The organism is Amycolatopsis sp. NBRC 101858, assembly GCF_030269325.1.
GTDB classification, from domain to species: domain Bacteria; phylum Actinomycetota; class Actinomycetes; order Mycobacteriales; family Pseudonocardiaceae; genus Amycolatopsis; species Amycolatopsis ponsaeliensis.
Window position 1 is genome coordinate 741,491 of record NZ_BSTD01000002.1, and the last position, 26,043, is coordinate 767,533.

Below are 26,043 nucleotides of genomic sequence, written 5' to 3' on the forward strand. Positions count from 1 at the left end.
CCGGGACACGTCACCAAGCCGATGAGCTCGCCCGCAGCAGTCCTTCCGGCCCGGACACCGGCAGCCGGTCCACGAGGTCTTCGTGCCGGCCGGGCTCGCGGAACACCGGTGGGCGAGCCGAGCCGGTGGCCGGCAGCAGCTCGACGAACCGCGCGACCGCGGCCGGAGCCGGCACGACCTCGGTCCCGCCGAGGTAGGCGAGGACCTCGGGCCCGTCGCCGTCCGCGGTCTCGGCCACCGCCGACCAGCCGTGCACCTCGTCCCAGATCAGCGCCAGGTCGTGGCCGGGAAATCCGGCGAGCTCGCGGTCGAGGGCGAGGTAGCCGGACGTGGGCACGTCGAGGTCGAGCGAACACGATTCGAACCCGACGCCGAGGGCGCCCGCGACCCGGCCGAGGTAGGCCCGCAAGCCGCGGGTGAAGTGGTATTCGATGTCCCGGCCGAAGCCGCTGAGGGTGTTCATGTCTTGCCTCCCACGCCGCCGGCCGGGTACCCCACTCGGCGGAACATCACACTTTCGAGCTACTCCTCGATCGCGCCGCCGACGGCCCGCAGGTGCGCGCGGAACGTCCGGCCCGGGTCCGCTTCGCGCGCGGCGAGGAACTCGGCGAAGCGGACCTGCTCGCGCAGCGGTTCGCCGTTCCGGATCCGCTCGGCCTGGCGGCGTTCGGTGTCGCGGATGCCTTCGGCGAGGGTGAACAGCTCGTCCGCGCGGTCCAGCGGGAGGAAGACGACGCCGTCGTCGTCGCCGGCGACGAGGTCCGACGGGCCGATCCGCCACGTGCCGACGATCGCTTCGGCGAGCCCGCCGTCGATGCGGGGGCCGAGGCCGAGCGGGCCGGTGGGGATCGAGCCGAGGCTGAACACCGGCAGCCCGATCGCGCGGATGTCGGCGGTGTCGCGGTGCAGGCCCCAGATCACGACCCCGGCGAGCCCGGCCGCGCGCGCTTCGAGGACGACGAGGTCGCCGACGCAGCTTTCGTCGAGCCGGCCACCGTTGTCGACGACCAGCACCCCGCCGGGGGTGGCGTGCTCGAAGGCCTCGAGGAAGACGTCGACGCTGCCGACGTGCCGGGCCGGGACCGCGGGCCCGAGCAGGCGAGTGCCGGGCACCACGGCGCGCGTCGGCGCCGGAGCGCAGCGCACCGGCAGGCCGGCGCGGATGCACGCGTCGGCGAGGTGGGCGGTCGTGAGGGTTTCGAAGCGGGTTCCGAGATCCATGCTTCGAAGCTAACCACCGTTCTCGACTTCGGTGGTCACCCAGGCCAGGTAGTCGGCACTGCCGCCTTCGATCGGCGTCGCGATCACCTCGGGCAGGTCGTAGCCGTGCAGGTGCTTGATGCGCTCGGTCAGCGCGGCCACCCGGGCGGCGGTCGTCTTGATCTCGACGCGCCATTCCTGGTCGGTGCGCACCTCGCCGTCCCAGCGGTAGACGCTGGTCACGGGCCCGACGATCTGCGCGCAGGCCCCCAGCCGCGCTTCGATCGCCTTCGCGGCCAGGTCCCGGGCCGCGGTCTCGGAATCGGTCGTGGACGTCACGATCACGTGCTCTGCCGCCATGTCCGCGAGGCTACCGGCGGGAGCGGCGACGACGATCCGGGCTGCGGCGAGCACGCCGGATCGACCGGGCCGGCTCCCACCCCCTCGGTGGGAGCCGGCGCAGGATCCGGTGACCGGGCCGGCCCCCGAACCGCACGCGCCGACCCGGCCCCCGCACTCCGGCGGCCGGAACCCCTCGGGCCGCCGGGAACTGCTCCCCCGTCACCTCACGTCGTGGACTTCGTGGTCGTGGTCGTCGGCGTGGTGGTCGTCGTCGGGGTGGTCGTGCGCGACGACGTCGTCGTCCGCGGCGGGGTCTTGCGCCGGGTCGTCGCCGGGTTCGTGTGGGGCGCCGCCTGCGTCGCGTGCGTTGTCTCCGGGGCCTCCGGGGACGGCAAGGTCACCAGCGTCGGCGTCTCGCTCTCCGAACTCGTCGCCGGTGGGGTGCCGCCCGAGGGGCTGCCGCCCGAACTCGCCACCGCCACCGCCACCCCGCCGATCGCCACCACGGCCACCGCGCACAGCCCCACCACGACCCCGCGGCGCGACGCCCGGCGGCCCGGGCTCGCCTCGGTCTTGGCGCGGCCCAGCGACGGCGGCGGCGCGCCCGCGCCGAACCCGGGCGTCGCCAGCGTCTTCGTCTCCTCGCGCGGCGCCGGCACCCGCGGGACCGGCGGCTGCGGGACCGGAGGCGGCGGCACCGGCCGGAGCGACGGCTGCGAACGCGTCGCCTGGACCAGCCCCGACCGGCCCGACGCCAGCGCCGCCGCACCCAGCGCGACCCCGTACTTCGGGTGGATGTCGACCGCCGTGGGGCGGCCCAGCTCCGCCGACACCAGCTGGGACACCAGCGGGATCCGGGACGAGCCGCCGACCAGCAGCACCGCACCCAGGTCCGCCGGGCGGAGGTTCGCCGAACGCAACGCCCGGTGCAGCGAGCCGATCGTCGCCGTGATCGACGGGCGGATCATCTCCTCGAACTCGCCGCGGGTCAGCCGCACCTCCGTCTGCACCGACGGCAGCAGCACCGGGACCGCCGTCTCCGTGTCGGCCGACAGCGCCTCCTTCGCCAGCACGCACTCCTGGCGCAGCCGCACGACCGCCGCCACCGCGCCCGCGTCGTCCGGGTCGATCTGCGACAGCTTCCCGTCCAGCGCCCGGTCGACGTGCCCGAACACGGCTTCGTCGAAGTCGACGCCGCCGAGGCCCTCGATGCCCTCCGGCGTGCCGAGGATCTCGAAGCCGCTGCCACGCTTGCGCAGCACCGTCGCGTCGAACGTGCCGCCGCCGAGGTCGTACACCGCGACGACGGCGCCGTCGTCCAACCGCTCTTGAGCCGCGTAGTGCGCCGCCGCCGCTTCGGGCTCGGTGATCAAGCCGACGTGGTCGATCCCGGTCAGCCGCGGCACCTGCTCGAACAGCTCCCGCTTGTACGGCCCCCAGTTCGCCGGGTGCGTCAGCGTGATCCGGTCCGGCCGGCCGCCCTGCTGCCCGGCGACCGTCCGCACCACGTACCCCAGCAGGTGCGCCATCAGCGACGCCACCGAGTGCGGTGCCCCGCCGAGCAGCACCGGCGTCGGATCGCCCAGGCGCCGCTTGAACTCCCGCGCCACGCGATCCGGCTCGACCGCCGCCCGCCGGCTCGCCGCGTCCCCGACCAGCACGCCGCCGTCGGCCCGCAGCAGCACCACCGACGGGATGGCCGCCGTGCGGTCGCCGAGCGACACCATCTCGACGTGGCCGGCGCTGTCGACGGCGGCAGCCGTGAAGGTCGTGCCGAGGTCGATGCCCAGTCCGTAGCCCATGTCAGCCTCCGCCGGCGGTGTGCGCGTGATCGAAAGTCGGGTGCTCGTCCGGAACCCGCTCCGGTTCCTCGACGTGCGTTCGGTGCTCTTCGTGCTCTTGGTGCTCTTCGTGCGGCGGCGGACCGGGTGGTTCCGGCGGCGGCTCGTCGTGGGACTCCGGCGGCGGTTCGTCCGGCACGCCGGCCGGCTCGTGGTGCCGCGGCGGCTCGAACGGGTGCTCCTGCTCCGCCGCCGGGTGCGCCCGGGTGCCCGTGACCTCGCCGGCGTCGTGGTGCGCCGGCTCGGGTTCGGTCGCGAAACTGTGCTTCACCACCGGGTGCTCGGCGAGCGAGTTCGACGCCGCGAGCGTCGTCTCGACCGCGATCGGCGGCGGCACCGGCGCGTCCACTGTGGACGGCTGACGGCTGAACGTCACGACCGGCGGCGACGGCGTGCCGGGCAGGGACGGCGACGGCGCGGTGACCTGCGCGGTGACCGTCGCGCCGCGGCCCTTGTCGGCGATCACCTCGGTCTGGTGGATGGTCGGCCCGGCCGGCTCGCCGAAGGGATCGTCGGCGCTGGCCTGCTGGTCCACGGTGACGCCGACGTCGATGCCCGGCGGCCCGGTTTCGGCTTCGTCGAGGACGACCGTCTCCTCCTGGAACACCTCGATGTCGCCGTGCCCCGGCGCGTCCGGGGTGAGCTCGTAGGTCAGCGAACCCTCGTGCTCCACGGTGATCGTGCCGTCCGGGTTCTCGTGGATGACGATGTCGGCGTCCTGGACGATGTCGATGTCCGTGTCGCCCGGCGTCCCGTCCCCGGGCACGACGAGGTGCTGGTGGTCGGTGTACACCTCGTCGCGGCCGTTGTTGTGCACCACGAACCGCTCGGTCGCGTCGATGACGAAGTTGCCGAACTCGTCTTCGTGGACTTCGATCTGCTCGAACTCCTCGACGGTGGGAAGTTCCTTCAGCGGCAGGCCGTCGGTGGTCTCCGGGTGCCAGACCGTGCCGGTCTGCGCTTCCACGTGGCCGTCTTCGCCCCGGGTGACGGTGCTGGTCTCGACCTGCGGCACGTACTCGTGGGCGGGGGCGTCGTGCGGGGTCTGCGCGGCGGCCGCTTCCGGCTGCGGCGGCGGCGCCGACGAACCGGCTGCCCCGGGCGTGAGCGCGTTGCCCGCCACCTCCGACGCGACGGCGCCGGCGACGGCCGCGGCCGCCTTCTTGATCTTCTTCGGCAGCTCGTTCACGACAAGACCTCCGCCCGGGCTTCGCTGAGCAGGATTCCTTCGCAGGTGCGCACCAGCACGCGGGCCGCGTCGCGGACGTCGCGCGGGGACGCGGGGTGCTCGGCGCGCCGCTGCCACCTCAACAGCTGCGCGCCGAGCGCCTGCCGGACCGCGGCGCGGCCCGCGTCCCCCGGCAGGTTCAGCCGGCTCGGCACGTCCACCCCGGCCGCGCCGAGCAGCCGTTCCGCGTCGCGGGCCTCGTCGGAGGTGAAGAGCACGACGCCGAGCCGGATCGAGTCGATCAGCTGGATCTCGGCGAACTCGTGCGCCCCCGCGACGATCCGCTCCCACTCGTGCAGCAGCCCGCCGGTGCGGTCCGGGTAGGCCCGCAGCACCAGCTCGACCGCCTGGAGCGCCGAACGCGCCTTGAGCACGTCGGCCCGTGCGGCGAACTGGGTGGTCAGCAGGGACCGCAGGCGGTGCAGGCCGCTGCGGGCCAGCAGCTCGCCCGACAGCGCCCGCGCACCGGTCACCAGTCCGTCGCGGATCAGCCCGACTGCCAGCCGGACGCCGAACAGGCCGTAGCGCGCGAGCAGCTCGGCGCGCTCGGCGGCCGGGACGTCCACTTCGGACTCCGCGCGGGCGAACCGGTCAGCCGAGGTCAGCAGCCGCGCCACTTCCGCTTCCGGCGCGGCGGCCAGCAGCCGGAACGCCCGGTACTCGGACTCCTTCAGCGACGCCGCCGAGCTGGCCAGCAGGCCGGCCATCGGCACCACGGTCTGGCAGAGCCCCCGGACGCGGGAGTCGCGGGCGTAGCGGTCGGCGATCTTCGCCGCCGAGTCGAGCGCGTCGGTCCGGGCGTGCCCGACCTCGTCGGCCCGCGACAGCACGCCGATGGTGTTCACCGGGCGCCGCTGCGCCGGGTCGTCGTGGAAGGCGTCGAGGAACCGGACGTCGTCGCCGTGGACGTGGCGCATCAGGTACACCACGGCGTCCGCGGTGCCGACGCCGTCGCCCTCGGGGACCAGCGCGGCTTCGGTGCGGCCGGACACCTCCGACCGCGCCGAGCCCAGTCCGGGCGTGTCGATCAGGGTCATCGCCCGCAGCGCCGGCGACGGCCAGTCGACGACGAGCCGGTCGACGTCGCCGGGCGCCATGCCGAGCTCGAGGCCAAGGGTGCCGGACAGCCGCCCGAACGGCAGCTGGCGGGGCATCCCGCGGACCGGGTGCAGCATGATCCGGTAGGTCGGCCCGTTGCGGTACCAGGTGACGACGCGGGTGCACTCCCCCGCGTCCGTCGCCGCCAGCTCCTGGCCGACGAGCGCGTTGAGCAGCGTGGACTTGCCGGCCTTGACCCGCCCGGCGATGGCCACGCGCAGCGGCTCGGCCAGCCGGCCGGCGATCTGGCGCAGCTGCGGTTCGGCGGGGGTGCCGGCGTACCCGGCGCATGCGCGGGCGACGAACCCGCGGACCTGGACGTAGAGCGGGGTCATCGCGTCACCGCCGGGACGGGCTTGGGTGCGCTGCGCAGGGTGAGCTCGTCGGCCCGGCGGCCGAGCACCTCGAGGGCTTCGATGTCGGCCTCCAGGCGTTTCAGCTCGCCCGACTCGGCGTCATCGTCGACGACCGCCTTCTTCGCGCTCGCCAGCGCTTCGGTGAGGGACCGCTGCAGCTCCTCGACGCGCGCGCTGTAGGCGTCACGGAGTTCTCGTTGGACGATCCGCATCGCGTCGCGGGAGTCCTTGCCGACCTGGAGGTTGAACTCGTCGACGAACCGGCGCACGGCCGTCTTGGCCAGGCCGCGGCGCTTTTCCAGCTGCCGCTTGCGTTCGTCCAGGAAGCCGGAGCGGCCCATGAGCAGGCCGGCCGCGACCCCGAACGGCGTGGGGATGGCCAGTGCGGCCATCTTCGTGAGCATGGAGAACATCAGGAAGCCGCTGTAGGCCTTCTGGAACGCGGCCATCCCGGTGGTGCCGCGGGTCTTGACGCCGGTGAACGACGAGTCTATGTCGATCTCCTCGACGACCTGGACCGGCGCCTGCACCTCGCGCGGCAGCACGGCCTGGGACTCGGCGAGCTCGAAGTGGTCGGCGACGCGGGAGGCGATCCCGCGGGCCTGCTTGATGAACGTCGCGTAGTTCTCGAGCGTCTCGTTCGCGAGCCGCTGGCGCAGCCACTTCTCGAACTCGGGCCAGTTCTTGGCCGGATCGCCGTCCTCGATGGCCTCTTCGGCCTCGTGCAGCACACCGCGGGAGCGGGCGCGCAGGTCGTAGTCCACATCGGACGAAATGTCGGCGAAGCCGTCGAAGAGCAGCTGCTGCCACTTCGAGGACTGGCTGCGCAGCGCGTCGACGCGGTCGTTGACCCGGGTCAGCTCCGCGACGAGCGCGGCGGACTGCTCGGGGTGGGCGAGCGAGGTGCGGCGGGCGCGCAGGGCCGCGTTGAGCTGGCCGACCGCGGACCCGACGTGCAGGCCGACGGCGTTGAGCGCCGAGCGTTCGGCGTCGCCGACCACGCCCTGCAGGAACTTGACCAGCTGCGGGAACCCGGATTCGACGTTCAGCTCCTGGTCGGCCGAGCGCGCCGCGACGGTGCGCAGCTCCGAGGAGACGGCGACGGTGTCGATGGCGATCCCGCACGCTTCGAGGTGGCCGGCGTTGAGCTCGAGGATGCGCCGCCACTGCGGGTAGAGGTCGATCTTGGTGAGGACGAAGAAGACGCTCGGGCAGAGTTCTTTCACCGTCCGCAGGAACCGCAGCTCGGCGGCGGTGAGTTCTTGGGAAGCGTCGGAGAGGAAGAGGACGGCGTGCGCCCGCGGGAGTGAGCTGACGGTGACGGCGTTGTGCAGCGAGCCGAGGCCGCCGACGCCCGGGGTGTCGACCAGCACCAGCCCGCCGGAGAGCAGCTGGCGGCTGATCGACGCGGTGACGGACTTGAGCTTGCGGACGTTGCCCGGGTTCCCGGCTTCGCTGACGTGGGTGGGCAGGTCCTCGAGGGAGATCCGCTCGGTCCACGGCGGCGACGACGGGTCGGCCGGCTCGTAGGTCGCCAGAGCCCCGGACTCCGGCGCGTAACGGACGACGGTCGGCACCGCGGTCGCGATGTCGTCGTCGACCGGGCAGATCTTCGCGGTCAGCAGGGCGTTGATGAGCGAGCTCTTGCCCTGCTTGAACTCCCCGACGACGTAGACGGTGACGTCGGGCTCGGACAGCAGGCGCCGGGCGTCGGTGAGGCGCTGGACGAGATCGTCCCGCCCGTAGGCCTTCGCCCCCTTGACCGCGAGGTCGAGGGTGTCGAGGGCGATGCGCCCCCCGCCGCTCGGCTCCTGCATGACCGCTCCTCGTGCTTGCTCACTCACTTGCTTGCTGCTTGCGTGGCGCCGGCTCAGTAGTGGTCGACGTCGTGGTGCCCGTGGTCGGCGTGGTGGTCGTGGTGGTGCTCGCCGCCGTGGTGGTGCTCGTGCTCGTGGCTCTCGTGGCCGTGGTGCTCGGTGGACGCCTGCTCGTTGAACTGGTTTCCGCCGTGGTGGCCGCTCGCGCCCTGTTCGTTCTGGAAGATGCTCCCGTGACCACCCGTCGAGGCCTGCTCGTTGAACTGGTTGCCACCGTGCCCGCCCGAGCCCTGCTCGTTCTGGAAGATGCTCCCGTGACCGCCGGTCGAGGCCTGCTCGTTGAACTGGTTGCCGCCGCCGGCGCCCTGTTCGTTCTGGAAGATGCTCCCGTGACCACCGGTCGACGCCTGCTCGTTGAACTGGTTCCCGCCGCCGGCGCCCTGTTCGTTCTGGAAGATGCTCCCGTGACCACCGGTCGACGCCTGCTCGTTGAACTGGTTCCCGCCGCCGGCGCCCTGTTCGTTCTGGAAGATGCTCCCGTGACCACCGGTCGACGCCTGCTCGTTGAACTGGTTCCCGCCGCCGGCGCCCTGTTCGTTCTGGAAGATGCTCCCGTGACCACCCGTCGAGGCCTGCTCGTTGAACTGGTTCCCGCCGCCGGCGCCCTGTTCGTTCTGGAAGATGCTCCCGTGACCACCCGTCGAGGCCTGCTCGTTGAACTGGTTCCCGCCATGGCCGCCCGAACCCTGCTGGTTCTGGAAGATGTTGCCGTTGCCGCCCGTGGACGCCTGCTCGTTGAACTGGTTCCCGCCGTGACCGCCGGAACCCTGCTCGTTCTGGAAGATGTCCCCGCCGCGGCCGCCGGTCGAGGCCTGCTCGTTGAACTGGTTGCCACCGTGGCCGCCGGAACCCTGCTGGTTCTGGAAGATGTCGCCGCCGCGGCCGTCGGTCGAGGCCTGCTCGTTGAACTGGTTGCCACCGTGGCCGCCGGAACCCTGCTCGTTCTGGAAGATGTCTCTCACGCCGCCCGTGGAGGCCTGCTCGTTGAACTGGTTCCCACCGTGCCCGCCCGAGGCCTGCTCGTTCTGGAACACGTCACCGTGGTGGCCGGCGGACGCCTGCTCGTTGAACTGGTTGCCGCCGCGGCCGGAGCCTTGCTCGTTCTGGAAGATGTCGCCGCCACGGCCGCCGGTCGAGGCCTGCTCGTTGAACTGGTTCCCGCCGTGACCGCCGGAACCCTGCTCGTTCTGGAAGATGTCCCCGCGACCGCCGGTCGAAGCCTGCTCGTTGAACTGGTTCCCACCGGAACCACCCAAACCCTGCTCGTTCTGGAAGATGTCGCCACCGCCGCCACCCGTGGACGCCTGCTCGTTGAACTGGTTCCCACCGTGCCCGCCCGAGCCCTGCTCGTTCTGGAAGATGTCGCCACCACGACCGCCGGTCGAAGCCTGCTCGTTGAACTGGTTGCCCCCGTGGCCACCGGAACCCTGCTCGTTCTGGAAGATGTCCCCGCGACCACCCGTCGAAGCCTGCTCGTTGAACTGGTTCCCACCGGAACCACCGGCACCCTGCTCGTTCTGGAAAATGTTCCCCGAGCCCCCGGTGGAAGCCTGCTCGTTGAACTGATTACCCCCGGAACCACCCGCACCCTGCTCGTTCTGGAAAACGTCGCCCGATGAAGTCGTCATCCTGTGCACTCCTGACATTCGGATCGGTGAAGCCCACGCCCCTCCGTTGTCATCCAGTCTTGGGCCGGAAGGCGCCCCGGTCATGAGTAGCGGCCTACTCGGCTTCCGCACGGCCGCCGCCGCCGACTACCTATGGGCCGTCGCCGGGACTACTCCCCGAGGCGAGCGGGCCTACCACCGAGGCCAGCTCGCGGCGCCCGGAAATACCCAGCTTCGCGTAGACCCCGTGCAGCACGTTGTCGACCGTGCGCACCGAAACCACGAGGCGGTCCGCCACCGCGCGGCTCGTCAACCCCGTGGCCACCAAGCGGGCGATCTCCAGCTCCCGCACCGTCAGGTCCAACGGCGTGTCCAGTGAAGACAGAGCCGGCGTCGCCGCGTCCTCACAGGACGCCAGCCACGCCCGCGCCCGCTGGGCCGACATCGCCGCGCTGCCGTTCTTGCCCTCCAGGCGGTACACCCGCGCCGCCTCGGCAGAGGCCTCCGCCGCCAGCAGCCGCGCGCCAGCGTCGGCGAACGACGCGGCCACCGTGTCCAGCGCCGAAGCGTCCGAGACGGCCGAAGCGTGGGCCGAGTAGAGCTCCGCCATCCCACCCGCCGACGGGATCTCGCCCGGCTCGCCCCCGAGCCGGACCAGGTCGTGGCGGATCTCGGCGGCGACCGCGAGCCTGCCGGCTTCCGACGCGGCCGATGCGGCGGAAGCAGCCAATTCCAGCGCCCGGGTCAGCTCGCCCCGCGCCGCGGCCACCCACGCGCCGTCCCAGTCGCCGACCGGCTCCGCCACCCGTCCGCTCATCGCCGTCGCCCGCACCAGCGCCGCGGCGACGGCCGGGCGGAACTCGTGCGGCTGGTCGTGCGCGTCCGCGGCCAGGGCTTCCCGCAGCCAGCGGATCGCGCCGCGGACGTTGCCGTAGGCGAGCGCGACCGTCCCGAGCGACGCCGCCGCGCCCGCGACCGCCGGGCCCCACCGGTCGCGGACGGCGTCCCGGTAGTCGTCGCCGGCCCGGTCTTCGGCCTCCTCGAGCCGGCCCGCCCGGCACAGCGCGACGATCCGCGCGTGCTCCAGCCGGACCCTCGCGCCGGGGGCCGACGCGTCCGAAATCCGGGAGGCGATCTCCAGCCCCTCGTCTACGACGCCGAGGCACGCCTCCGTCCGCCCGGTCGAAGCCAGGGCCCCGGCCGCGGCCACCAGCGCCGCGAGCCGGAGGGCGTCGCCGCGGCGGTTGCGGTCCAGGACCGGCCCGAGCAGGTCCAAGGCCTCGCGTGACGCCCCCGCTGCCGCGCGCAGGGCCGCCCGGGCGGTCGCCAGCTCGTCCGACGCCACCGCGCCGGACACGGCCGTCTCCGCGGTGTCCAGTACCGCGGCGGCCTCCTCGGACCGGTTCAGGCCGAACGCCAGGTTCCGGGCGCGGGTGGCGGCGACGCGAGCGTGCTGGGCGTCCGACACCGTTTCGCCCGCGAGCTCCGCGAGCAGTGAGTCGGCGTCGGCGTGCCGCCCGCCCGCGACCCGGACCTGGGCGAGCAGGAACTTCGCGCCGAAGCCGCCGCCCATCCGGACGGCTTCGGCCGCCAGCTGCTCGGCCTGCGGGAAGTCCTTGCGCAGCAACGTCTCCGCCGCGGCCCGGATCAGCTGCGGGTCGGTCGGCAGCCCGGCGGCCAGGCGCCAGCGCACCAGCCGTGGCTTGTCCTCGGCGCGGCGAGCGCCGGTGAGGTCGAGGGTTTGCGCGAGGATCCGGTAGGTGTCGCGCTGGCGCAGCGGCGACGTCCGGCGCCGGATCACTTCGGCGTAGAGCGGGTGGGCCAGGCGGACGTTCAGCCGCCGCCCGGTCCGTTCCGAAACGACCAGCCCGGCCTGCTCGGCCCAGGCGAGGACGCGCGCGGCGCCGAGCCGCACCAGCGGTTCGGCGCCCAGTGTCTCTCCGAAGGCGAGCAGTTCCAGCAGCCGCCGCTCGTCGGCGTCGACCCGGTCGATGCGGGTTTCGATCAGCTCCACCAGCCGCGGGGTCGCCGTCAGGGCGCCGCTCCACCGCCAGACGCCGTCCTCGGCCGACAGCGAGCCGCTGTCGAGGCCGCCTTGCACGAGCTCGCGCAGGAACAGCGGGTTGCCCAGGGTCAGGTGCCAGAGCCGGTGTTCGGCGCCGTCGTCGAGCCGCCCGCCGAGTGCCGCGGTGATCAGCTCGGTGGTCTTCGGGCGGGTGAGCTCGCCGACGTCGAGGCGCTCGGCGACGCGGTCCTTCCACATCGCGAACACCGGGTCGGGCACGCTCACGCCGTGCGGCGCGATCACGATCACGAACGCCGAGGCGGTCGCGGCGAGTTGGTGCACCAGGGTCGCGGAGAGGTCGTCGAGCAGGTGCGCGTCGTCGACGCACAGCACCAGCCGGCGCCCCTCCGCGCCGCGGGTGAGGTGGCCGGCGACCTGGTTGAGCCGGTGGGCGCGGTCCCCGGTGCCGTCGGCGCTGCCGGGCAGGAGGTGGGCGAACGCGCCGAACGGGATGGTCGAGGCCGACGACATCGCGCGCACCCAGTGCGTGCGTGCTCCGTCGCCGGCCAGCTCGGCCAGCAGGACCTTGGCCAGCCGGGTCTTGCCGGCGCCCGCTCGCCCGGTCAGCAGCAGTCCGCACACCTCGGGATCGCCCAGTGCCCGGCGCGCGAACGCCAGTTCCTGTTCGCGGCCGACCAGCGGCCAGTCGTTCGCCACACCCACTGCCTCCCCAACCCCTCACGGGCCCCTCACGGGCTTTCCGGTGCCCGCGCACACTTGTTCCTCGGATAATGACCACGCACCACGCGGCCAAGTACCGAATCCGCGCGGCGATTTGGCAAAAATCGATGAGCGGTGCCGCAAATGCGACACAACGGACACTCGATCTCCGATTTCGTGAACGTTTTCCGGCTATTCCACAGAATTCGTGATCAATGACTCTCCCGTGATTCTTTTTCGTGGGCGACCATCATTCCTACGACGCGCGGGAGGACCACCGCGTTCCAGCCCGCCATGGCGGTGACGAGCGCCGGCTCCGGGCCGCCCGTCCACACGCGCACCTCGCCCGCGCGCAGGTCGATGCCGAGCACGCCGGCCCACGGCACCTTCGGCGCGTACCACCGTGGCCGGCGCAGCCCCTCGGCGTCCGCGTCGATCCGCGGGTGCCCGCCCCCGCCGAACCGGGCGGTGGCGCCGGCCTTGATGGCGTCGACCGCGGTGCGCGCGATCCGCGGGCAGGCCGCCGATTCGACCAGTTCGACCAGCCGCCGCCACGTCTCGCGGGCGTCATCGAGCTCGCTGCCGCCGCGGAAGGCGTCGAACACGAACCGGCTCCGCACCGGGCCGTGGGCCAGGCCCAGCGCGTAGCTGGCCTGGTGCGGCCGGGCCGCCGCGTGGTAGGCGACCCGGTCGACTTCGGCCAGCCGGAAGACCCGGTCACCGATGACGATCACGTCACCCGCCGCGGCGAGCGTGCGCCCGCCGCTGCGAACCCGGAGCTCGCCGGAGCCGGTGAACGAGAACTTCCCGCCCGCCATCGGGCTACTTGCCGGCCTTCGCCAGGCAGAGCACGACGCCGGTCTCGCCCTCCTTGCCCTCCCAGAACACCTGGTCGGCGTCCGGGTACGGCGTGCACGCGCTGATCTGGGCCTCGATCTGGGTCTTGTCCTCGACCCGCGCGACGACCTTGAGCGTCGCCTCGGGCGTCCCGCAGTCGACGATCTTCACATAGTTCTCGCCGCTTTCGGTGACGCAGTTGCCGACCTGGGCGTTCTCGCCGTTGGACCGGGTGGCCACCCAGACCAGCGCGAGGATGCCGGCGACGACGATCAGGAACACGGTGAGCACGATCTTCTGCCGCCGCTTCGACTTCTTCGGCGCGGCGGGCGGCTGCGGAGGCGGCGGTCCGGGCATCCCCGCCTGCGGCGGCACCGGCCGCGTCGGATCCGGGTACTGGGGTCCACCCGTCTGGGTCATGGTGTTTCCTCCCTCGAACGTCCAGCTGTCGCCTTCTAGGCGTTCCACTCGCGTTCCACGACGTTCCACCGGATGTTCGAGACAACGACCGCTCCGGACGGCCAGGATGATCGGCACCCCGCTCCCGACGTGAGGACCCGAGGATGACCCGACTGCCCGCCTTGGCCGTCACCGCTCTGACCACCGCCGCGCTGCTGACCGGCGGGACCGCCGAAGCCGCGAGCCCGCCGTTCACCGGCTCGGTCTTCCGCGCCACGCACAACAGCTACTCGGGCAGCGTCGACGGCGCGAAGAACTCGATCGCCTACCAGCTCGACCACGGCGTCCGGTTCATCGAGTTCGACATCCACGACAACGGCTACGCGACGAACCACGACTACGGCGTCGGCCACGACTCGCCCGGCAACGCCGTCGACCACAGCGGCGGCAACCCGGCGTCGAACAACCTGCGGGACTGGCTGAGCACGGTCAACACGTGGTCGGCGGCGCACCCGGCGGCCGCGCCGATCGTCGTCATGCTCGACCTCAAGGACAACCTGACCGACAACGCGAACTTCGCGGAGGGCAACCTCGTCGCGGTCAACCAGGAGCTGGAGTCGGTGTTCGGCAACCGGCTGCTGCGGGCGCAGGACTACCCGGCCGGCTCGCCGACCGTGGACGCGCTGCGCGGGCGCGTGCTGCCGTTGCTGTCCGGCGACGGCGGCAGCCGCAGCGAGTACAAGCGCGACGTCGGGTACCACCCCGCGGTCGCGCTGAACGGCCGCGGCCAGATCGTCGAGGTGCACGACTCCGGCGGCGGCGCGCTCTGGTACTGGACCGGGACCTACGGCACCGACGGCCGCGTCACCTGGCTGCGGCACGGCAAGTACGACAGCGGCCAGACGCCCGCCGTCGCGCTCAACGACAACGGCGACCTCGTCGAGGTCCACCAGTCGCAGGGCGCGAGCACGCTCTGGTACCACGTCGGCAAGCTCGGCACCGACGGCGAGATCACCTGGCAGGCCAGCCACCAGTACGACAACGGCGTCCAGCCGACCGTCGCCTTCACCGACGCGACGCACCTGCGGGAGATCCACCAGAGCCAGAGCAGCAGCCAGAACTGGAGCTGGAACGGCACCCTGTCGGCCACCACGGTGGCGTGGACCGGCAACGCGAAGACGTCCGACGCGCGGTTCGCCAAGGACACCGCCACCAACGGCACCCGGCGCGTGAAGGTGTGGACCGGCGCCGACGGCCCGACTCCGTCGAACACCCTGCGCGTGGACACCGCGAGCGTCACCGGCGACCGGATCCGCTACCGCCAGGTCGCGTTCGACGAGTTCCAGAAGGGCGACAGCGCGGAGCTGCAGCAGGGCGCGCTGTTCTACGGGGCGCCCGCGACGGAGTCGGCGTTCATCACCTCGGCCCGCCAGTCGGGCAAGCTGGTCCGCGGCTGGGACTTCGACTCGGCGGGCGACGCGACGACGCCCCTGGCGAACTACCCGGCGACGAACCACCCGTACGACGCCTGGTACCAGACGCTGCTGACCCAGAACGGCGCCGTCGAGTAAGCGTCACGACGGGTGGTAGCTGCAGCGGGTGCCGGTGTGGACGCCGTCGCGCAGGACGTCGCCGATCACCGCGTCGGCCGCCGCGATGCGGGTCAGCGCGCGGCGGATCGCCTTGCCCACGGCGATCCGCGCCTTCTCCTCCGCGCCCGCGAACTCGCGGACCCGGCCCGCGAGCCCCGCCGCGGCGGACAGTTCGCCGAGTAGCCAGTCGCGCTCGGTGCGCACCTTCTCCGCGCGGCCCGCGTCGTGGTTGGCCTCGTGCTCGTCGAGCTCGGCCTCGAGGTTCGCGAGCCAGCGCCGGTAGTGCGCGGTGGCCGCCTGGTCGAGCACCGGCTGCGCGGTCGTCACCTCGGCGAGCACCCCGTGCGCCAGCTCGACCGCGGTCAGCTCGTGGCCCGGGTTGTCCAGCAGGGTCGCCAGGTAGCCCATGCCGACGCTGTGCTCGACCAGCGCGGACCGCCCGTCCAGGGCGAAGAGCCAGTGGCTGCCCTGGCGCCGGCAGGTGACCCGCCGATCCGCGACGCGGGCCGCGAAGCCGGGCAGCACCATCCCGAGCTGCTCGGCCTCGCGCGTCGCCGCGGCCAGCTCCCGCGCGGCTTCGGCCGAACCGGGTCCCAGCGCCTGCGCGAGCCGCGCGCGGGACAGCGCCACGGCCGGCCAGTGGGCCAGCGCGAGGTTGTCGCGCACCGCGGCCCGGAAGTGCTCCGTGGCGCGCTCGGTCTCGCCCGCGGTCAGCATCGCCACGCCCAGCGCGTGCTGCACCGAGCCGAAGCAGGCGACGGCGAGGCTGCCCATCACCGGCAGCCGCGCGAACGGCGTGAGCAGCGCGTACGCGGCGAGCGCCGATTCGACGTCCGCGACCAGGTAAGCCGACTCGACGATCCCGTACATCGACACGAGCCAGCTGCTCGACCGCGGCAGCAGCGCCAGGTCCTGCCCGCGCAGCCGGGCCAGCGCGCCGGCCGCCTCGCGCTCGTCCCCGGCCGAAGCGGCGGAGACGGCCAGGCCGGCGACGAACGCGTTGTCCACCACGCTGAGCGTCGGCGAATGCACCGTCTCCCGCAGCACCGGCAGCAGCTCGGCGACGCGGCCCTGGTACCAGCGCACCGCCCCGAGCTGCGCGGTGTACCAGCCGATCGCGTCGGCGTCGCCGGCCTGCTCGCCCCGCAGCGCGCAGGCCGCCGCGCGAGCTTCGGCTTCGTCGAACCGGCCGGCGCGGATGCTGAGCATGACGTCGATCGCGTCGAGCACGAACCCGACCGCGAGGTGGTCGCGTTCGGCCAGCAGGCCGCGCAGGTCGGCGAGCCCGCGCTGGGCGTGCGGGTCGCCGTCGAGGAAGAGGTCGACCGTGCGCCAGAGCATGCCCATCAGCAAGTCGCTGCGCCGGCCGGTGCGGAAGCCCTCGGTGATCAGCTCCTGCGCGAGCGCGCGGCGCTGACCGCCGTGGTCGGGCCCGAGCAGGCAGTGGTGGGCCAGGCTCGCGGCCTCGGCCCAGGCGACCGGGTCGCCCGAGCGCTTGGCCTCTTCGAGCACGGCGAGGATCGCGTTGCTCTCCCCCGCCACGTAGTCGGCCTCGCCCGCGAGCCGGGCCTTGAGCCGCAGGGCCAGCGACGACCCCGGGTCGACCGCCGTGCGGGCACTGCGCAGCCGCGCCTGCAGCAACGCCGCCGCGGGCGCGCTCCGGTGTTCGTGCACCCACAGCCCGCCCAGGCCCAGCGCGGCGCGGGCCATCCCCGCCCCGTCGCACTCGGCCTCCGCGGCCCGGTACGCCCGGTCGAACCACTCCCGGCCGGCGCGCAGGTCGCCGTCGGCCTCGAGTGCGCGCTCCCCGTTGCGCAGCAGCTCACCGAGCGCGGTGGCCGCCGGTCGCGTTTCGCTGTCCAGCATCGCCGCCCCCTCTCCCCCGGGAAATGGTGCCCGCGGGACGAGCCGGGGTCAACGTGCGAAAACCGGCGGGAACGCCCTGGCCGCGGCCGGGAATTTTCCGCCGTCACGGTCCGCGTGCGGTCCATTCGCGACAGTCGCTGACGGCCGCCGTCAGCGGATCGCCAGGGACCGGTCAGCGCCGGCGGCGAAGCTCTGCGGCATGAAGAACCACGGCATGAAGAACCTCAGCGTCCTGATCTCCGGCGCCAGCATCGCCGGCCCCGCCCTCGCCCTCTGGCTGGCCCGCTACGGCTGCTCCGTCACCGTCGTCGAACGCGCGCCGTCGGTGCGCCCGGGCGGCCAGGCCGTCGACTTCAAGGGCGCCACCCACCGGACCGTCCTGGAGCGCATGGGCATCCTCGACGACGTCGTGGCCCGCCAGACCGGCGGCACCGACCAGACGATCATCGACGCCGGCGGGCGGGCGCAAGCCGTCATCCCCGGCGAGTTCACCGGCGGCGAGATCGAGATCCGCCGCGGCGACCTGGCCGACCTCCTGTACGAGCGCACCGCGGGGAACTGCGAGTACCTCTTCGGCGACACCATCACGTCGCTGACCGAGACGGCCGACGGCGTCGACGTCACCTTCGCCGAGGCCGCGCCCCGCCGGTTCGACCTCGTCGTCGGCGCCGACGGCATCCACTCGAACGTCCGGCGGCTGGCCTTCGGCCCGGAAGGCGACTACGTCAACTTCCTCGGCCACTACTACGCCCTGGCCGAGCTGGGCGAGCAGGTCGACGGCGGCGAGGCCGTGATGTACAACGAGCCGGGCCGGATGGCCGCGGTCGGCGGGCCGAAGGCGTCGGCGTTCTTCGTCTTCGCCTCCCCGGAGCTGGACTACGACCGCGGCGACACCGGCACCCAGCGGAAGCTGGTGGCCGCCGCCTACCGCGACGCCGGCTGGCGGGTGCCCGAGCTGATCGAGAAGCTCCCGCAGGCTCGCGAGTTCTACCTCGACTCGCTCGCCCGCGTCACGATCGACCACTACTCGCGCGGCCGGGTCGTCCTGCTCGGCGACGCCGCCTACGGCAACACCCTCGGCGGGTTCGGCACCGGCCTGGCCGTCGTCGGCGCGTACGTGCTCGCCGGCGAGCTGCTGGCCGCGAACGGCGACCACCGCGTCGCCTTCGCGCGCTACGAAGAACTCTTCCGCGGCTACGCGAAGGTCTCGCAGCGCGGCAGCGCGGGCCCGTTCCTCGCGCCGCCGTCCCGGCTGCGGATCAAGCTGCGGGACTGGACGTTCAAGTCCCGTTTCCTGCTCCGCATGATGCTCAAGGCGACCGACAACTTCGCCACCGACATCGAGCTGAAGGACTACGCCTCGGGTTCGTAGGCCAGGTTCGGCCGCAGCCACTGCTCGACCTCGGCCACCTCGACCCCCTTGCGGCGCGCGTAGTCCTCGATCTGGTCGCGGTTCAGCCGCCCGACGGTGAAGTACTTCGAGTCCGGGTGGGCGAAGATCAGCCCGGACACGCTCGCCGCCGGCGTCATCGCGAACGACTCGGTCAGCGCCATGCCCAGCTCGTCGGACTCGAGCAGCTCGAACAGCTCCCGCTTCTGGCTGTGGTCGGGGCTGGCCGGGTAGCCGAGCGCCGGGCGGATGCCGCGGAAGCGCTCCGCGTGCAGGTCCTCCAGCTTCGGGTCGGCGTCCGGCTCGAACCAGTCGCGGCGCGCCTTGAGGTGGATGTACTCGGCGAACGCCTCCGCCAGCCGGTCGGCCAGCGCCTTGACCATGATCGCGCGGTAGTCGTCCTGCTCGGCCTCGTACTTCGCGGCGAGGTCGTCGGCGCCGTGGATGGCGACCGCGAAGCCGCCGAGGTGGTCGCCCACCGGCGCGATGTAGTCGGCCAGGCAGCGGTTCGCGCGGTCCAGCGGCTTCGACGTCTGCTGCCGCAGCATCGGGAACCCGACGTGGGCGAAGTCCCCGTCGAGCAGGATGTCGTCACCCTCGCTGTGCGCCGCCCAGAACGCGTACGCGCCCTTCGCGCGGAAGCTGCCGTTCGCGATGATCTCGTCGAGCAGCGTGTTCGCGTCGTCGAACAGCTCGCGGGCGACCGGCTGCTCCAGGATGGCCGGGTACTTGCCCTTGAGCTCCCAGGCGAGGAACAGGAACTGCCAGTCGACCATCTCGCGCAGCTCGGCGATGCTCGGCTCGACGACGCGGCGGCCGGTGAACGCCGGGGTCGGCAGGCCGTCGAACGACACCTTTTCCGGGTTCGCCCTGGCCTCCTCGAGGGTCAGCATCGGGCGGCGCTGCTTGTTGGCGTGCTGCTCGCGCAGCACGTCCTGGTCGGCCCGGTTCTTCTCGGCCAGCACGATCGACCGGTCCGGGTCGAGCAGGTCGGACACCACGCCGACCACCCGCGAAGCGTCGAGGACGTGCACCGTCGCGTTGTCGTAGGCCGGCGCGATCTTGACCGCGGTGTGCTGGCGCGACGTCGTGGCGCCGCCGATCAGCAGCGGCAGCTTGAGGCCGCGGCGCTGCATCTCGGTGGCGACGTTGACCATCTCGTCGAGCGAAGGCGTGATCAGGCCGGACAGCCCGACGGCATCGGCTCCTTCGGTGACGGCGACGTCGAGGATCTTCGCCGCGGGCACCATCACGCCGAGGTCGATCACCTCGTAGTTGTTGCAGCCGAGCACCACGCCGACGATGTTCTTGCCGATGTCGTGGACGTCGCCCTTGACCGTGGCGAGCACGACCTTGCCCTGCCCGCTGGACACCTCGGCGCGCCCGGCCAGCCGGGCCTCCTCCTTCTCGGCCTCCATGAACGGCTCGAGGTAGGCGACCGAGCGCTTCATGACGCGGGCGCTCTTCACCACCTGCGGCAGGAACATCTTGCCGGAGCCGAACAGGTCGCCGACGATCTTCATGCCGTCCATCAGCGGGCCTTCGATCACCTCCAGAGGCCGGGCCTTGACCTGGCGCGCCTCTTCGGTGTCCTCCTCGATGAAGTCGACGATGCCGTGGACGAGCGCGTGCGAGAGCCGCTCCTCCACGGTGCCTTCGCGCCACGACAGGTCCACGACGCGTTTGGTGCCGCTGCCCTTCACGTTCTCGGCGAAGCTCACCAGCCGGTCGGTGGCGTCCTCGCGGCGGTCGAAGAGCACGTCCTCGACCAGTTCGAGGAGGTCCTTCGGGATGTCCTGGTAGACCGCGAGCTGGCCGGCGTTGACGATGCCCATGTCGAGGCCGACCTGCACGGCGTGGAACAGGAACGCCGAGTGCATCGCCTCGCGGACGACGTCGTTGCCGCGGAAGGAGAACGACAGGTTCGAGATGCCGCCGCTGATGTGGACGCCCGGGCAGCGTTCCTTGATCCGCGGCAGCGCGTCGATGAACGCCTTCGCGTAGCCGTTGTGCTCGGAAATGCCGGTGGCGACGGCGAGGACGTTCGGGTCGAAGATGATGTCCTCGCCCGCGAACCCGGCCTGCTGCGTCAGCAGATCGTACGCGCGGGCGCAGATCTCGACCTTGCGGTCGGCGGTGTCGGCCTGCCCCTGCTCGTCGAAGGCCATCACGACGACGCCGGCGCCGTAGTTGCGGATGATCCGGGCCTGGGCGAGGAACGGCTCCTCGCCCTCCTTGAGGCTGATCGAGTTGACCACGCCCTTGCCCTGCAGGCAGCGCAGGCCGGCTTCGAGCACGCTCCACTTGGAGCTGTCGACCATCACCGGGATCCGGGCGACCTCGGGCTCGGTGGCGATGAGGTTGAGGAACGTCGTCATCGCCTGCTCGGACTCGAGCAGGTCGGCGTCCATGTTGACGTCGAGCAGGTTGGCCCCGCCGCGGACCTGCTCCAGCGCGACGTCGACGGCGCCCTGGTGGTCGTCGGACTCGATGAGCCGCCGGAACCGCTTGGAGCCGGTGACGTTGGTGCGCTCGCCGATCATCACGAACCCGGTGTCGGCACCGATGCCGAACGGCTCGAGCCCGCTGAACCGGGTGTGCGTGCGCGGCGCGGGCACCTCGCGGGGCGCGACGCCCTTCGCGGCGGCGGCGATCTTCGCGATGTGCGCCGGGCTCGTGCCGCAGCAGCCGCCGACCAGGTTGACCAGGCCTTCGCGGGCGAACCCGCCGATCAGCGCGGCGGTCTCGTCCGGGGTCTGGTCGTAGCCGCCGAACGCGTTGGGCAGGCCGGCGTTCGGGTGACAGGCGACGTAGGTGCCGGCGATCCGCGAGAGCTCCTCGACGTGCGGGCGCATCTCCTCGGCGCCCAGCGAGCAGTTGACGCCCACGACCAGCGGCTTCGCGTGCTCGATCGAGCTCCAGAACGCCTCGACGGTCTGGCCCGAGAGCGTCCGGCCGCTCAGGTCGACGATGGTGACCGAGATCCACAGCGGCAGGTGCGGCGCGACGTCGCGGGCGGCGGCGATGGCGGCCTTGCAGTTGAGCGTGTCGAAGATCGTCTCGATCATCAGCAGGTCGACGCCGCCTTCGGCGAGCCCGGCGATCTGCTCCGCGTACGCGGCCTTGACCTGCTCGAACGTCACTGCGCGGTACGCCGGGTCGTCGACCTTGGGCGAGAGGCTGAGCGTGACGTTCAGCGGGCCGATGGACCCCGCGACGAACTTCCCGCCCAGCTCGTCGGCGGCCTGGCGGGCCAGCTGCGCGCCGCGCACGTTCATCTCGTGGACGTGGTCCTGCAGCCCGTAGTCGGCCTGGCCGATGCTGGTGGCGGTGAAGGTGTTCGTCGTGGTGATGTCCGCGCCCGCCGCGAGGTACTGGCGGTGGACGTCGAGGATGACGTCCGGGCGGGTGAGGTTCAGCAGGTCGGGGTCGCCGGTGACGTCGTGGGTGTGCTCGCCGAAGCGGTCGCCGCGGTAGTCGGCGGGGGTCAGCCCGGCGCCCTGCAGCATGGTGCCCCACGCGCCGTCGAGCACCGCCACCCGCTGCCCGAGCAGCTCGCGCAGGCGCGTGGTGGCATCGGACTCGTTGGCGTTCATCGGCAGCCTCCCTCTCCGGGAGGCGCCCTTGGGTCGGTGGAACCGGCCGAGCGTGGCGGACCCCGTGGTCCGTTGCAGCGCCTCTCGACCTGTGGTCAAGGGTACTGGAAACCGGACGGCTCACACCATCCCGCCTCACCCGGGTCTCCCACCCACTGGGACGGTCATCGTCCACAAAGGACCGATTACGGGCAGTCACCAGGGGGCGAGCTTGAAAACTGAAACACGTTCTAATACGCTCCTCGCGTGGACTACGGAATCGTGCTGTTCACCAGCGACCGAGGCATCACCCCGGCTTCCGCGGCGCGCGCGGCGGAAGCTGCCGGGTTCGCCACCTTCTACGTACCCGAGCACACTCACATCCCGGTCAAGCGCGAGTCGCCGCACCCGCGCACGGGTGACGCGTCCCTGCCCGACGACCGCTACAGCCGCACCCTCGACCCGTGGGTGGCGCTGGCGACGGCCGCGGCGGTGACGTCGCGGATCCGGCTGTCCACCGCGGTGGCCCTCCCGGTGGAGAGCGACCCGATCACGCTCGCCAAGACGATCGCGAGCCTGGACCACCTGTCCGGCGGCCGCGTGACGCTCGGCACGGGCTTCGGCTGGAACGTCGACGAGCTGACCGACCACGGCGTCCCCGGCAACCGCCGCCGCACGGCGCTGCGCGAGTACCTCGAAGCGATGAATGCACTGTGGACGTCCGAAGAGGCTTCGTACGACGGGGAGTTCGTGTCGTTCGGGCCGAGCTGGGCGTGGCCGAAGCCGATCCAGGCCCACATCCCGGTGCTGCTCGGCGCGGGCCCGACGGAGAAGACGTTCCGCTGGATAGCCCGCCACGCGGACGGCTGGATCACCACCCCGGCGGACACGGACCTGGACGGGCACGTGGCGCTGCTGAAGGAGATCTGGGCCGCCGAGGGACGTTCGGGGGCACCGCAGATCTGCGCCCTCGGCGAGCGGCCCGACCCGGAACGGCTGGCACACCTGGATTCCCTCGGCGTGACCGAGACGATCTTCGGGTTGCCGGACCGGTCGCCGGAGGAGGTCGAAGCCTGGGTCGGCCGGCTGGCCGGCAAGCTCGGGATGGCGGTCTCCCCCGCCGTCTGACCCGTCAGAACCAGTGCAGGCAGTGCGGCTCCCGCTCCGCGCGGAACATCGCGTCGGCGAGCGGGACCACCGCCGGGTGATGGGCTCGGATGTGTCCCGCTCGCACCAGCGTGCTCGGGGCCGTGCCGCCGAGGTACACCGAACCCAGGTCGCTCACGTCCAGGGACAGGTCCGGGTCCCGGTCCGTCGGGACGCACTCGGCCTTGCCGTCGCGGACCGTCAGCAGGTGGCGGCCACGCTCGCCGGCGAACGGGTCGTCGACTTCGAGGACGAGCTCGCCGTCGGTCAGCCAGCCGCGGGCCGTCAGCGCCCGCGGGACGTCCAGGATCCGCACCCAGAGCCAGTCCGTCTCGTCGCTCGGCCGCGCCGCGCGGAGGTCGGCGAGCTGCCACCGCAGCGGGTGCCCGGGCGGGCACTGGCGGAACACGACCTCGGTCGCCAGGTCGTGGCCGAGCAGGAACCGCGCCAACTCCGAGACGACCGCGTCGTCGGCCGCGATCGTCTCGTCGACCGCCATCGTGCCGTTGCCTTCGATGACGTAGGTCGCGTACCCGTCCGGGACGCCGCCCGCGTCGCGGTGGACGGCGACGTAGCGCGACGCCGGGGACACCGGTGGCCGCCCCGCGCCGCGGGCCCACCAGTGGCGCGGCCGGGACAGCGCGCCCGGCCGGGTCCGGCGGTAGCGGTCGTAGACGTCCTCCAGGACCTCGGTGCACTCGGCGCGGCGCAGCACCTCGATCGAGCCGGGCACCGGGACGGCCCCGCCCCGCGGGACGGCGAAGGCGCCCTGATGGCGCGCCACCGTCACCCGGTGCGTGGTGGTCGCCGGCCCGTAGCCGAACCTGCGGTAGATCACGGCCTCGCTGCACAGCAGCACGGAAAGGAACTCCCCGCGCGCCCGGGCGTCGTCGAGGTGGTGCCGCATCATCGCGGTGAGCACGCCTTGGCGCCGGTGCGAGGGCAGGACACCGACGGCGGTCACGCCGGAGGCCGGGGTCACCACCGACCCGGGCAGGGTCAGCTCGAAGGAGTACGCGGCGGTGGTGCCGACGGGCCGGCCCTCGGCCGTCACCGCGAACAGGGCACGGTCCATTTCCAGGGCCGACCAGACGCGGTCCCGCTCGGCCGGGGGCTCCGGGAAGCGCCCGAACGCCGTGAAGAGCGTGTCGAGGAAGACGTCGCGGTCCTGCTCGGTCGTGGGACGGATCTCCATCGGCGGCGCTGCCTCCCCGGCTCGTGGTCCGGCCACAGTGCCGGGCCGTACCGCAGCCGGGCAAGCGAATAAGGCGGCGGGGCCCGGACGAATCCGGGCCCCGCCGCCGAGACCCCCCGGGGTCAGCTCGTGGCCGCGACCCCCTGCCGCGCCCGCAGGTCGAGCTCGATCTGCTCCAGCGTGCGTCCCTTCGTCTCCGGCACGAGCCACTTCGTGAGCACGAAGAGCACCACGTTGATGCCGGCGAACAGGAACATCGAGCCGCCGATGCCGAGCGAACCCACGGCGGAGATGAGCGGGAACACCGCGCTCACGATGCCGGTCGCCGCCCAGAGGACGACGCTGCTGACGCCCATCCCGGCCGCGCGGTACTTCAGCGGGAACACCTCGGCCATCATCACCCAGACGACCGCGCCCCAGCCGAGCTCGTAGCCGACCAGGTACAGCACCATCATCACCAGCATCAGGATGCCGCGCGTGCTGGTGTCGTGGACGTTCAGCACGACGAGCCCGGCCGCCACCAGCGTGATCACCATGATCACGTTGCCGATGAGCAGCAGCGGCTTGCGGCCCCAGCGGTCCACCACGAACACGACCCACGCGGTGAACAGGAACTTCGTGACGCCCAGCAGCACGCCGGACAGCAGCGCGGCCTGCGTGGCGAACCCGAGGCCGATCAGCATCGTCGGGAAGTACGCGTTGATCGCGTTGACGCCGCTGAACTGCTGGCCGACCGCGAGCAGGATGGCGACGACCATCATCGGCCGGACGAAGCCCGAGAACAGGTCGCGGAACCGGGGCTTGGCCTCGGTGTCCATCTGGATGACCTCGCGGATGGTCGCGATCTCGTCGTCGAGGTTCACGGTGTTGCCGTGCGCGCTCGCCAAGACCCGCCGGGCTTCCTCCTCCTGGCCGTTCTTGAGCAGCCAGCGCGGCGTCTCGGGCAGGAACGCCAGCCCGACGAGCAGGATCACGGCGGGCACGATCGCGCCGGCGAACATCCAGCGCCACGCGGAGATCGGGCCGAGCCAGTAGCTGACCAGGAACGCGATCAGGATGCCGAGCACGATGAAGATCTGGTTCAGCGCGCCCATCGCGCCCCGCAACCGGGCGGGCGCCAGTTCGGACAGGTACGTCGGCACGGTCGACGACGAAAGGCCGATGCCGAGACCGATCACCAATCGCGAAATCACGAGCAGCGCGAACGTCGGCGAGAAACTCGCCGCCAGCGTGCCCACGATGACGACCGCCGCGGCGACCATGATGGTGCGCCGCCTGCCGAGTGCTTCGTTGATGCGGCTGGAGAACAGCGCGCCCACGATGGCACCGACCGACAGGCTGGCGGTGATCACGCCCTTGTCCCAGGCGGTCAGCGACCAGGCTTTCCCGATGAACGGGAGCACCCCGGAGATCACGCCCAGGTCGTAGCCGAACAAGATGCCGCCGAGCGCGCCGAAGAAGTACAAGGTGGTTCGGCTGATATGCCGCGCCGGGGCTGTCTGCGTCATTGCGGGGTCGCCTCTTTCGTAGGTCCAGTCCAGCCAGCGGCCACCACACTCACACGCCGGAAAAAACCGGGCAAGACAGTCGTTGATAACGATTCAGAAACGTGATCGCCGTTCACATATGTGATACTGCTTGGCGCACAACGTTGCTCCATCCGCCACACCCTCCTTTCCGGCCGCGAATCGGTACACAATGGACACGAGCGGCCGGCTCGGCCGGTTCACGAATTCCATTGTGGACGGAATTCGCGAGCGAAATCGTCG

At 72.1% G+C, this 26,043-nt stretch carries 18 protein-coding genes; 3 read left to right on the forward strand and 15 right to left on the reverse strand.

Going from position 1 to position 26,043, the window contains the following annotated elements:
* Positions 1-10 precede the first annotated feature (10 nt).
* From QSK39_RS16705 to QSK39_RS16755, 11 genes are all read right to left on the reverse strand, one after another.
* Positions 11-463, reverse strand: coding sequence for a DUF6292 family protein (locus QSK39_RS16705; protein WP_285478652.1), 453 nt, complete (start codon positions 461-463; stop codon positions 11-13).
* A 59-nt stretch (positions 464-522) separates the two neighbouring features.
* The gene (locus QSK39_RS16710) at positions 523-1,221 is read right to left on the reverse strand and encodes an RraA family protein (RefSeq protein ID WP_285478653.1); all 699 of its coding nucleotides are present in this window, start codon (positions 1,219-1,221) and stop codon (positions 523-525) included.
* 9 nt (positions 1,222-1,230) lie between these two features.
* Entirely contained in the window at positions 1,231-1,560 is a 330-nt protein-coding gene (gene cutA, locus QSK39_RS16715; protein WP_285478654.1) for a divalent-cation tolerance protein CutA, read from the reverse strand.
* Between the two features lie 206 nt (positions 1,561-1,766).
* A complete protein-coding gene (locus QSK39_RS16720; RefSeq protein WP_285478655.1) occupies positions 1,767-3,344 on the reverse strand; it encodes an Hsp70 family protein in 1,578 nt (525 codons plus the stop codon).
* Position 3,345: 1 nt separating this feature from the next.
* Positions 3,346-4,572, reverse strand: coding sequence for a hypothetical protein (locus QSK39_RS16725; protein ID WP_285478656.1), 1,227 nt, complete (start codon positions 4,570-4,572; stop codon positions 3,346-3,348).
* A complete protein-coding gene (locus tag QSK39_RS16730) occupies positions 4,569-6,044 on the reverse strand; it encodes a dynamin family protein (protein WP_285478657.1) in 1,476 nt (491 codons plus the stop codon). Before QSK39_RS16730 ends, QSK39_RS16725 begins: the two co-directional genes overlap by 4 nt.
* Complete coding sequence (locus QSK39_RS16735) at positions 6,041-7,882, reverse strand: dynamin family protein (protein WP_285478658.1); 1,842 nt, start codon at positions 7,880-7,882, stop codon at positions 6,041-6,043. Before QSK39_RS16735 ends, QSK39_RS16730 begins: the two co-directional genes overlap by 4 nt.
* A 53-nt stretch (positions 7,883-7,935) precedes the next feature.
* Entirely contained in the window at positions 7,936-9,570 is a 1,635-nt protein-coding gene (locus QSK39_RS16740) for a putative sodium/potassium/calcium exchanger (protein ID WP_285478659.1), read from the reverse strand.
* A gap of 130 nt (positions 9,571-9,700) precedes the next feature.
* Positions 9,701-12,271: a helix-turn-helix transcriptional regulator gene (locus tag QSK39_RS16745; protein ID WP_285478660.1), complete on the reverse strand. Its 2,571-nt coding sequence runs from the start codon at positions 12,269-12,271 to the stop codon at positions 9,701-9,703.
* A gap of 215 nt (positions 12,272-12,486) precedes the next feature.
* The gene (locus tag QSK39_RS16750) at positions 12,487-13,092 is read right to left on the reverse strand and encodes a hypothetical protein (protein WP_285478661.1); all 606 of its coding nucleotides are present in this window, start codon (positions 13,090-13,092) and stop codon (positions 12,487-12,489) included.
* 4 nt (positions 13,093-13,096) lie between these two features.
* Complete coding sequence (locus tag QSK39_RS16755; RefSeq protein WP_285478662.1) at positions 13,097-13,531, reverse strand: LppU/SCO3897 family protein; 435 nt, start codon at positions 13,529-13,531, stop codon at positions 13,097-13,099.
* Between the two features lie 143 nt (positions 13,532-13,674).
* Between QSK39_RS16755 and QSK39_RS16760 the strand changes: the two genes are divergently transcribed.
* The gene (locus QSK39_RS16760) at positions 13,675-15,081 is read left to right on the forward strand and encodes a PI-PLC domain-containing protein (RefSeq protein WP_285478663.1); all 1,407 of its coding nucleotides are present in this window, start codon (positions 13,675-13,677) and stop codon (positions 15,079-15,081) included.
* Between the two features lie 3 nt (positions 15,082-15,084).
* Here the strand turns inward: QSK39_RS16760 and QSK39_RS16765 are convergent, their stop codons facing one another.
* The gene (locus QSK39_RS16765; protein WP_285478664.1) at positions 15,085-16,968 is read right to left on the reverse strand and encodes a hypothetical protein; all 1,884 of its coding nucleotides are present in this window, start codon (positions 16,966-16,968) and stop codon (positions 15,085-15,087) included.
* Between the two features lie 214 nt (positions 16,969-17,182).
* Here QSK39_RS16765 and QSK39_RS16770 point away from each other — a divergent pair, with 214 nt between their 5' ends.
* The gene (locus QSK39_RS16770; RefSeq protein WP_285479921.1) at positions 17,183-18,340 is read left to right on the forward strand and encodes an FAD-dependent monooxygenase; all 1,158 of its coding nucleotides are present in this window, start codon (positions 17,183-17,185) and stop codon (positions 18,338-18,340) included.
* Here the strand turns inward: QSK39_RS16770 and metH are convergent.
* Entirely contained in the window at positions 18,322-21,954 is a 3,633-nt protein-coding gene (metH, locus tag QSK39_RS16775; RefSeq protein WP_285478665.1) for a methionine synthase, read from the reverse strand. The two genes, QSK39_RS16770 and metH, sit on opposite strands and share 19 nt — an antisense overlap.
* Before the next feature lie 246 nt (positions 21,955-22,200).
* Between metH and QSK39_RS16780 the strand changes: the two genes are divergently transcribed.
* Positions 22,201-23,061, forward strand: coding sequence for a TIGR03619 family F420-dependent LLM class oxidoreductase (locus tag QSK39_RS16780; RefSeq protein ID WP_285478666.1), 861 nt, complete (start codon positions 22,201-22,203; stop codon positions 23,059-23,061).
* A 4-nt stretch (positions 23,062-23,065) separates the two neighbouring features.
* On the opposite strand, the gene QSK39_RS16785 is transcribed toward QSK39_RS16780, so the two are convergent.
* Together QSK39_RS16785 and QSK39_RS16790 are read right to left on the reverse strand one after the other, a co-directional pair.
* Entirely contained in the window at positions 23,066-24,274 is a 1,209-nt protein-coding gene (locus QSK39_RS16785; RefSeq protein ID WP_285478667.1) for a GNAT family N-acetyltransferase, read from the reverse strand.
* A 122-nt stretch (positions 24,275-24,396) separates the two neighbouring features.
* Positions 24,397-25,782, reverse strand: coding sequence for a sugar porter family MFS transporter (locus tag QSK39_RS16790; RefSeq protein ID WP_285478668.1), 1,386 nt, complete (start codon positions 25,780-25,782; stop codon positions 24,397-24,399).
* Between the last annotated feature and the right edge of the window lie 261 nt (positions 25,783-26,043).

Bases quoted from the DNA above. Each gene is read 5' to 3' on its own strand.
- QSK39_RS16790 (WP_285478668.1), bottom strand. From the start codon at position 25,782: ATGACGCAGACAGCCCCGGCGCGGCATATCAGCCGAACCACCTTGTAC.
- QSK39_RS16720 (WP_285478655.1), bottom strand. From the start codon at position 3,344: ATGGGCTACGGACTGGGCATCGACCTCGGCACGACCTTCACGGCTGCC.
- cutA (WP_285478654.1), bottom strand. From the start codon at position 1,560: ATGGCGGCAGAGCACGTGATCGTGACGTCCACGACCGATTCCGAGACC.
- QSK39_RS16730 (WP_285478657.1), bottom strand. From the start codon at position 6,044: ATGACCCCGCTCTACGTCCAGGTCCGCGGGTTCGTCGCCCGCGCATGC.
- QSK39_RS16770 (WP_285479921.1), top strand. From the start codon at position 17,183: ATGAAGAACCTCAGCGTCCTGATCTCCGGCGCCAGCATCGCCGGCCCC.
- QSK39_RS16755 (WP_285478662.1), bottom strand. From the start codon at position 13,531: ATGACCCAGACGGGTGGACCCCAGTACCCGGATCCGACGCGGCCGGTG.
- QSK39_RS16740 (WP_285478659.1), bottom strand. From the start codon at position 9,570: ATGACGACTTCATCGGGCGACGTTTTCCAGAACGAGCAGGGTGCGGGT.
- QSK39_RS16765 (WP_285478664.1), bottom strand. From the start codon at position 16,968: ATGCTGGACAGCGAAACGCGACCGGCGGCCACCGCGCTCGGTGAGCTG.
- QSK39_RS16760 (WP_285478663.1), top strand. From the start codon at position 13,675: ATGACCCGACTGCCCGCCTTGGCCGTCACCGCTCTGACCACCGCCGCG.
- QSK39_RS16785 (WP_285478667.1), bottom strand. From the start codon at position 24,274: ATGGAGATCCGTCCCACGACCGAGCAGGACCGCGACGTCTTCCTCGAC.
- metH (WP_285478665.1), bottom strand. From the start codon at position 21,954: ATGAACGCCAACGAGTCCGATGCCACCACGCGCCTGCGCGAGCTGCTC.
- QSK39_RS16735 (WP_285478658.1), bottom strand. From the start codon at position 7,882: ATGCAGGAGCCGAGCGGCGGGGGGCGCATCGCCCTCGACACCCTCGAC.
- QSK39_RS16705 (WP_285478652.1), bottom strand. From the start codon at position 463: ATGAACACCCTCAGCGGCTTCGGCCGGGACATCGAATACCACTTCACC.
- QSK39_RS16710 (WP_285478653.1), bottom strand. From the start codon at position 1,221: ATGGATCTCGGAACCCGCTTCGAAACCCTCACGACCGCCCACCTCGCC.
- QSK39_RS16750 (WP_285478661.1), bottom strand. From the start codon at position 13,092: ATGGCGGGCGGGAAGTTCTCGTTCACCGGCTCCGGCGAGCTCCGGGTT.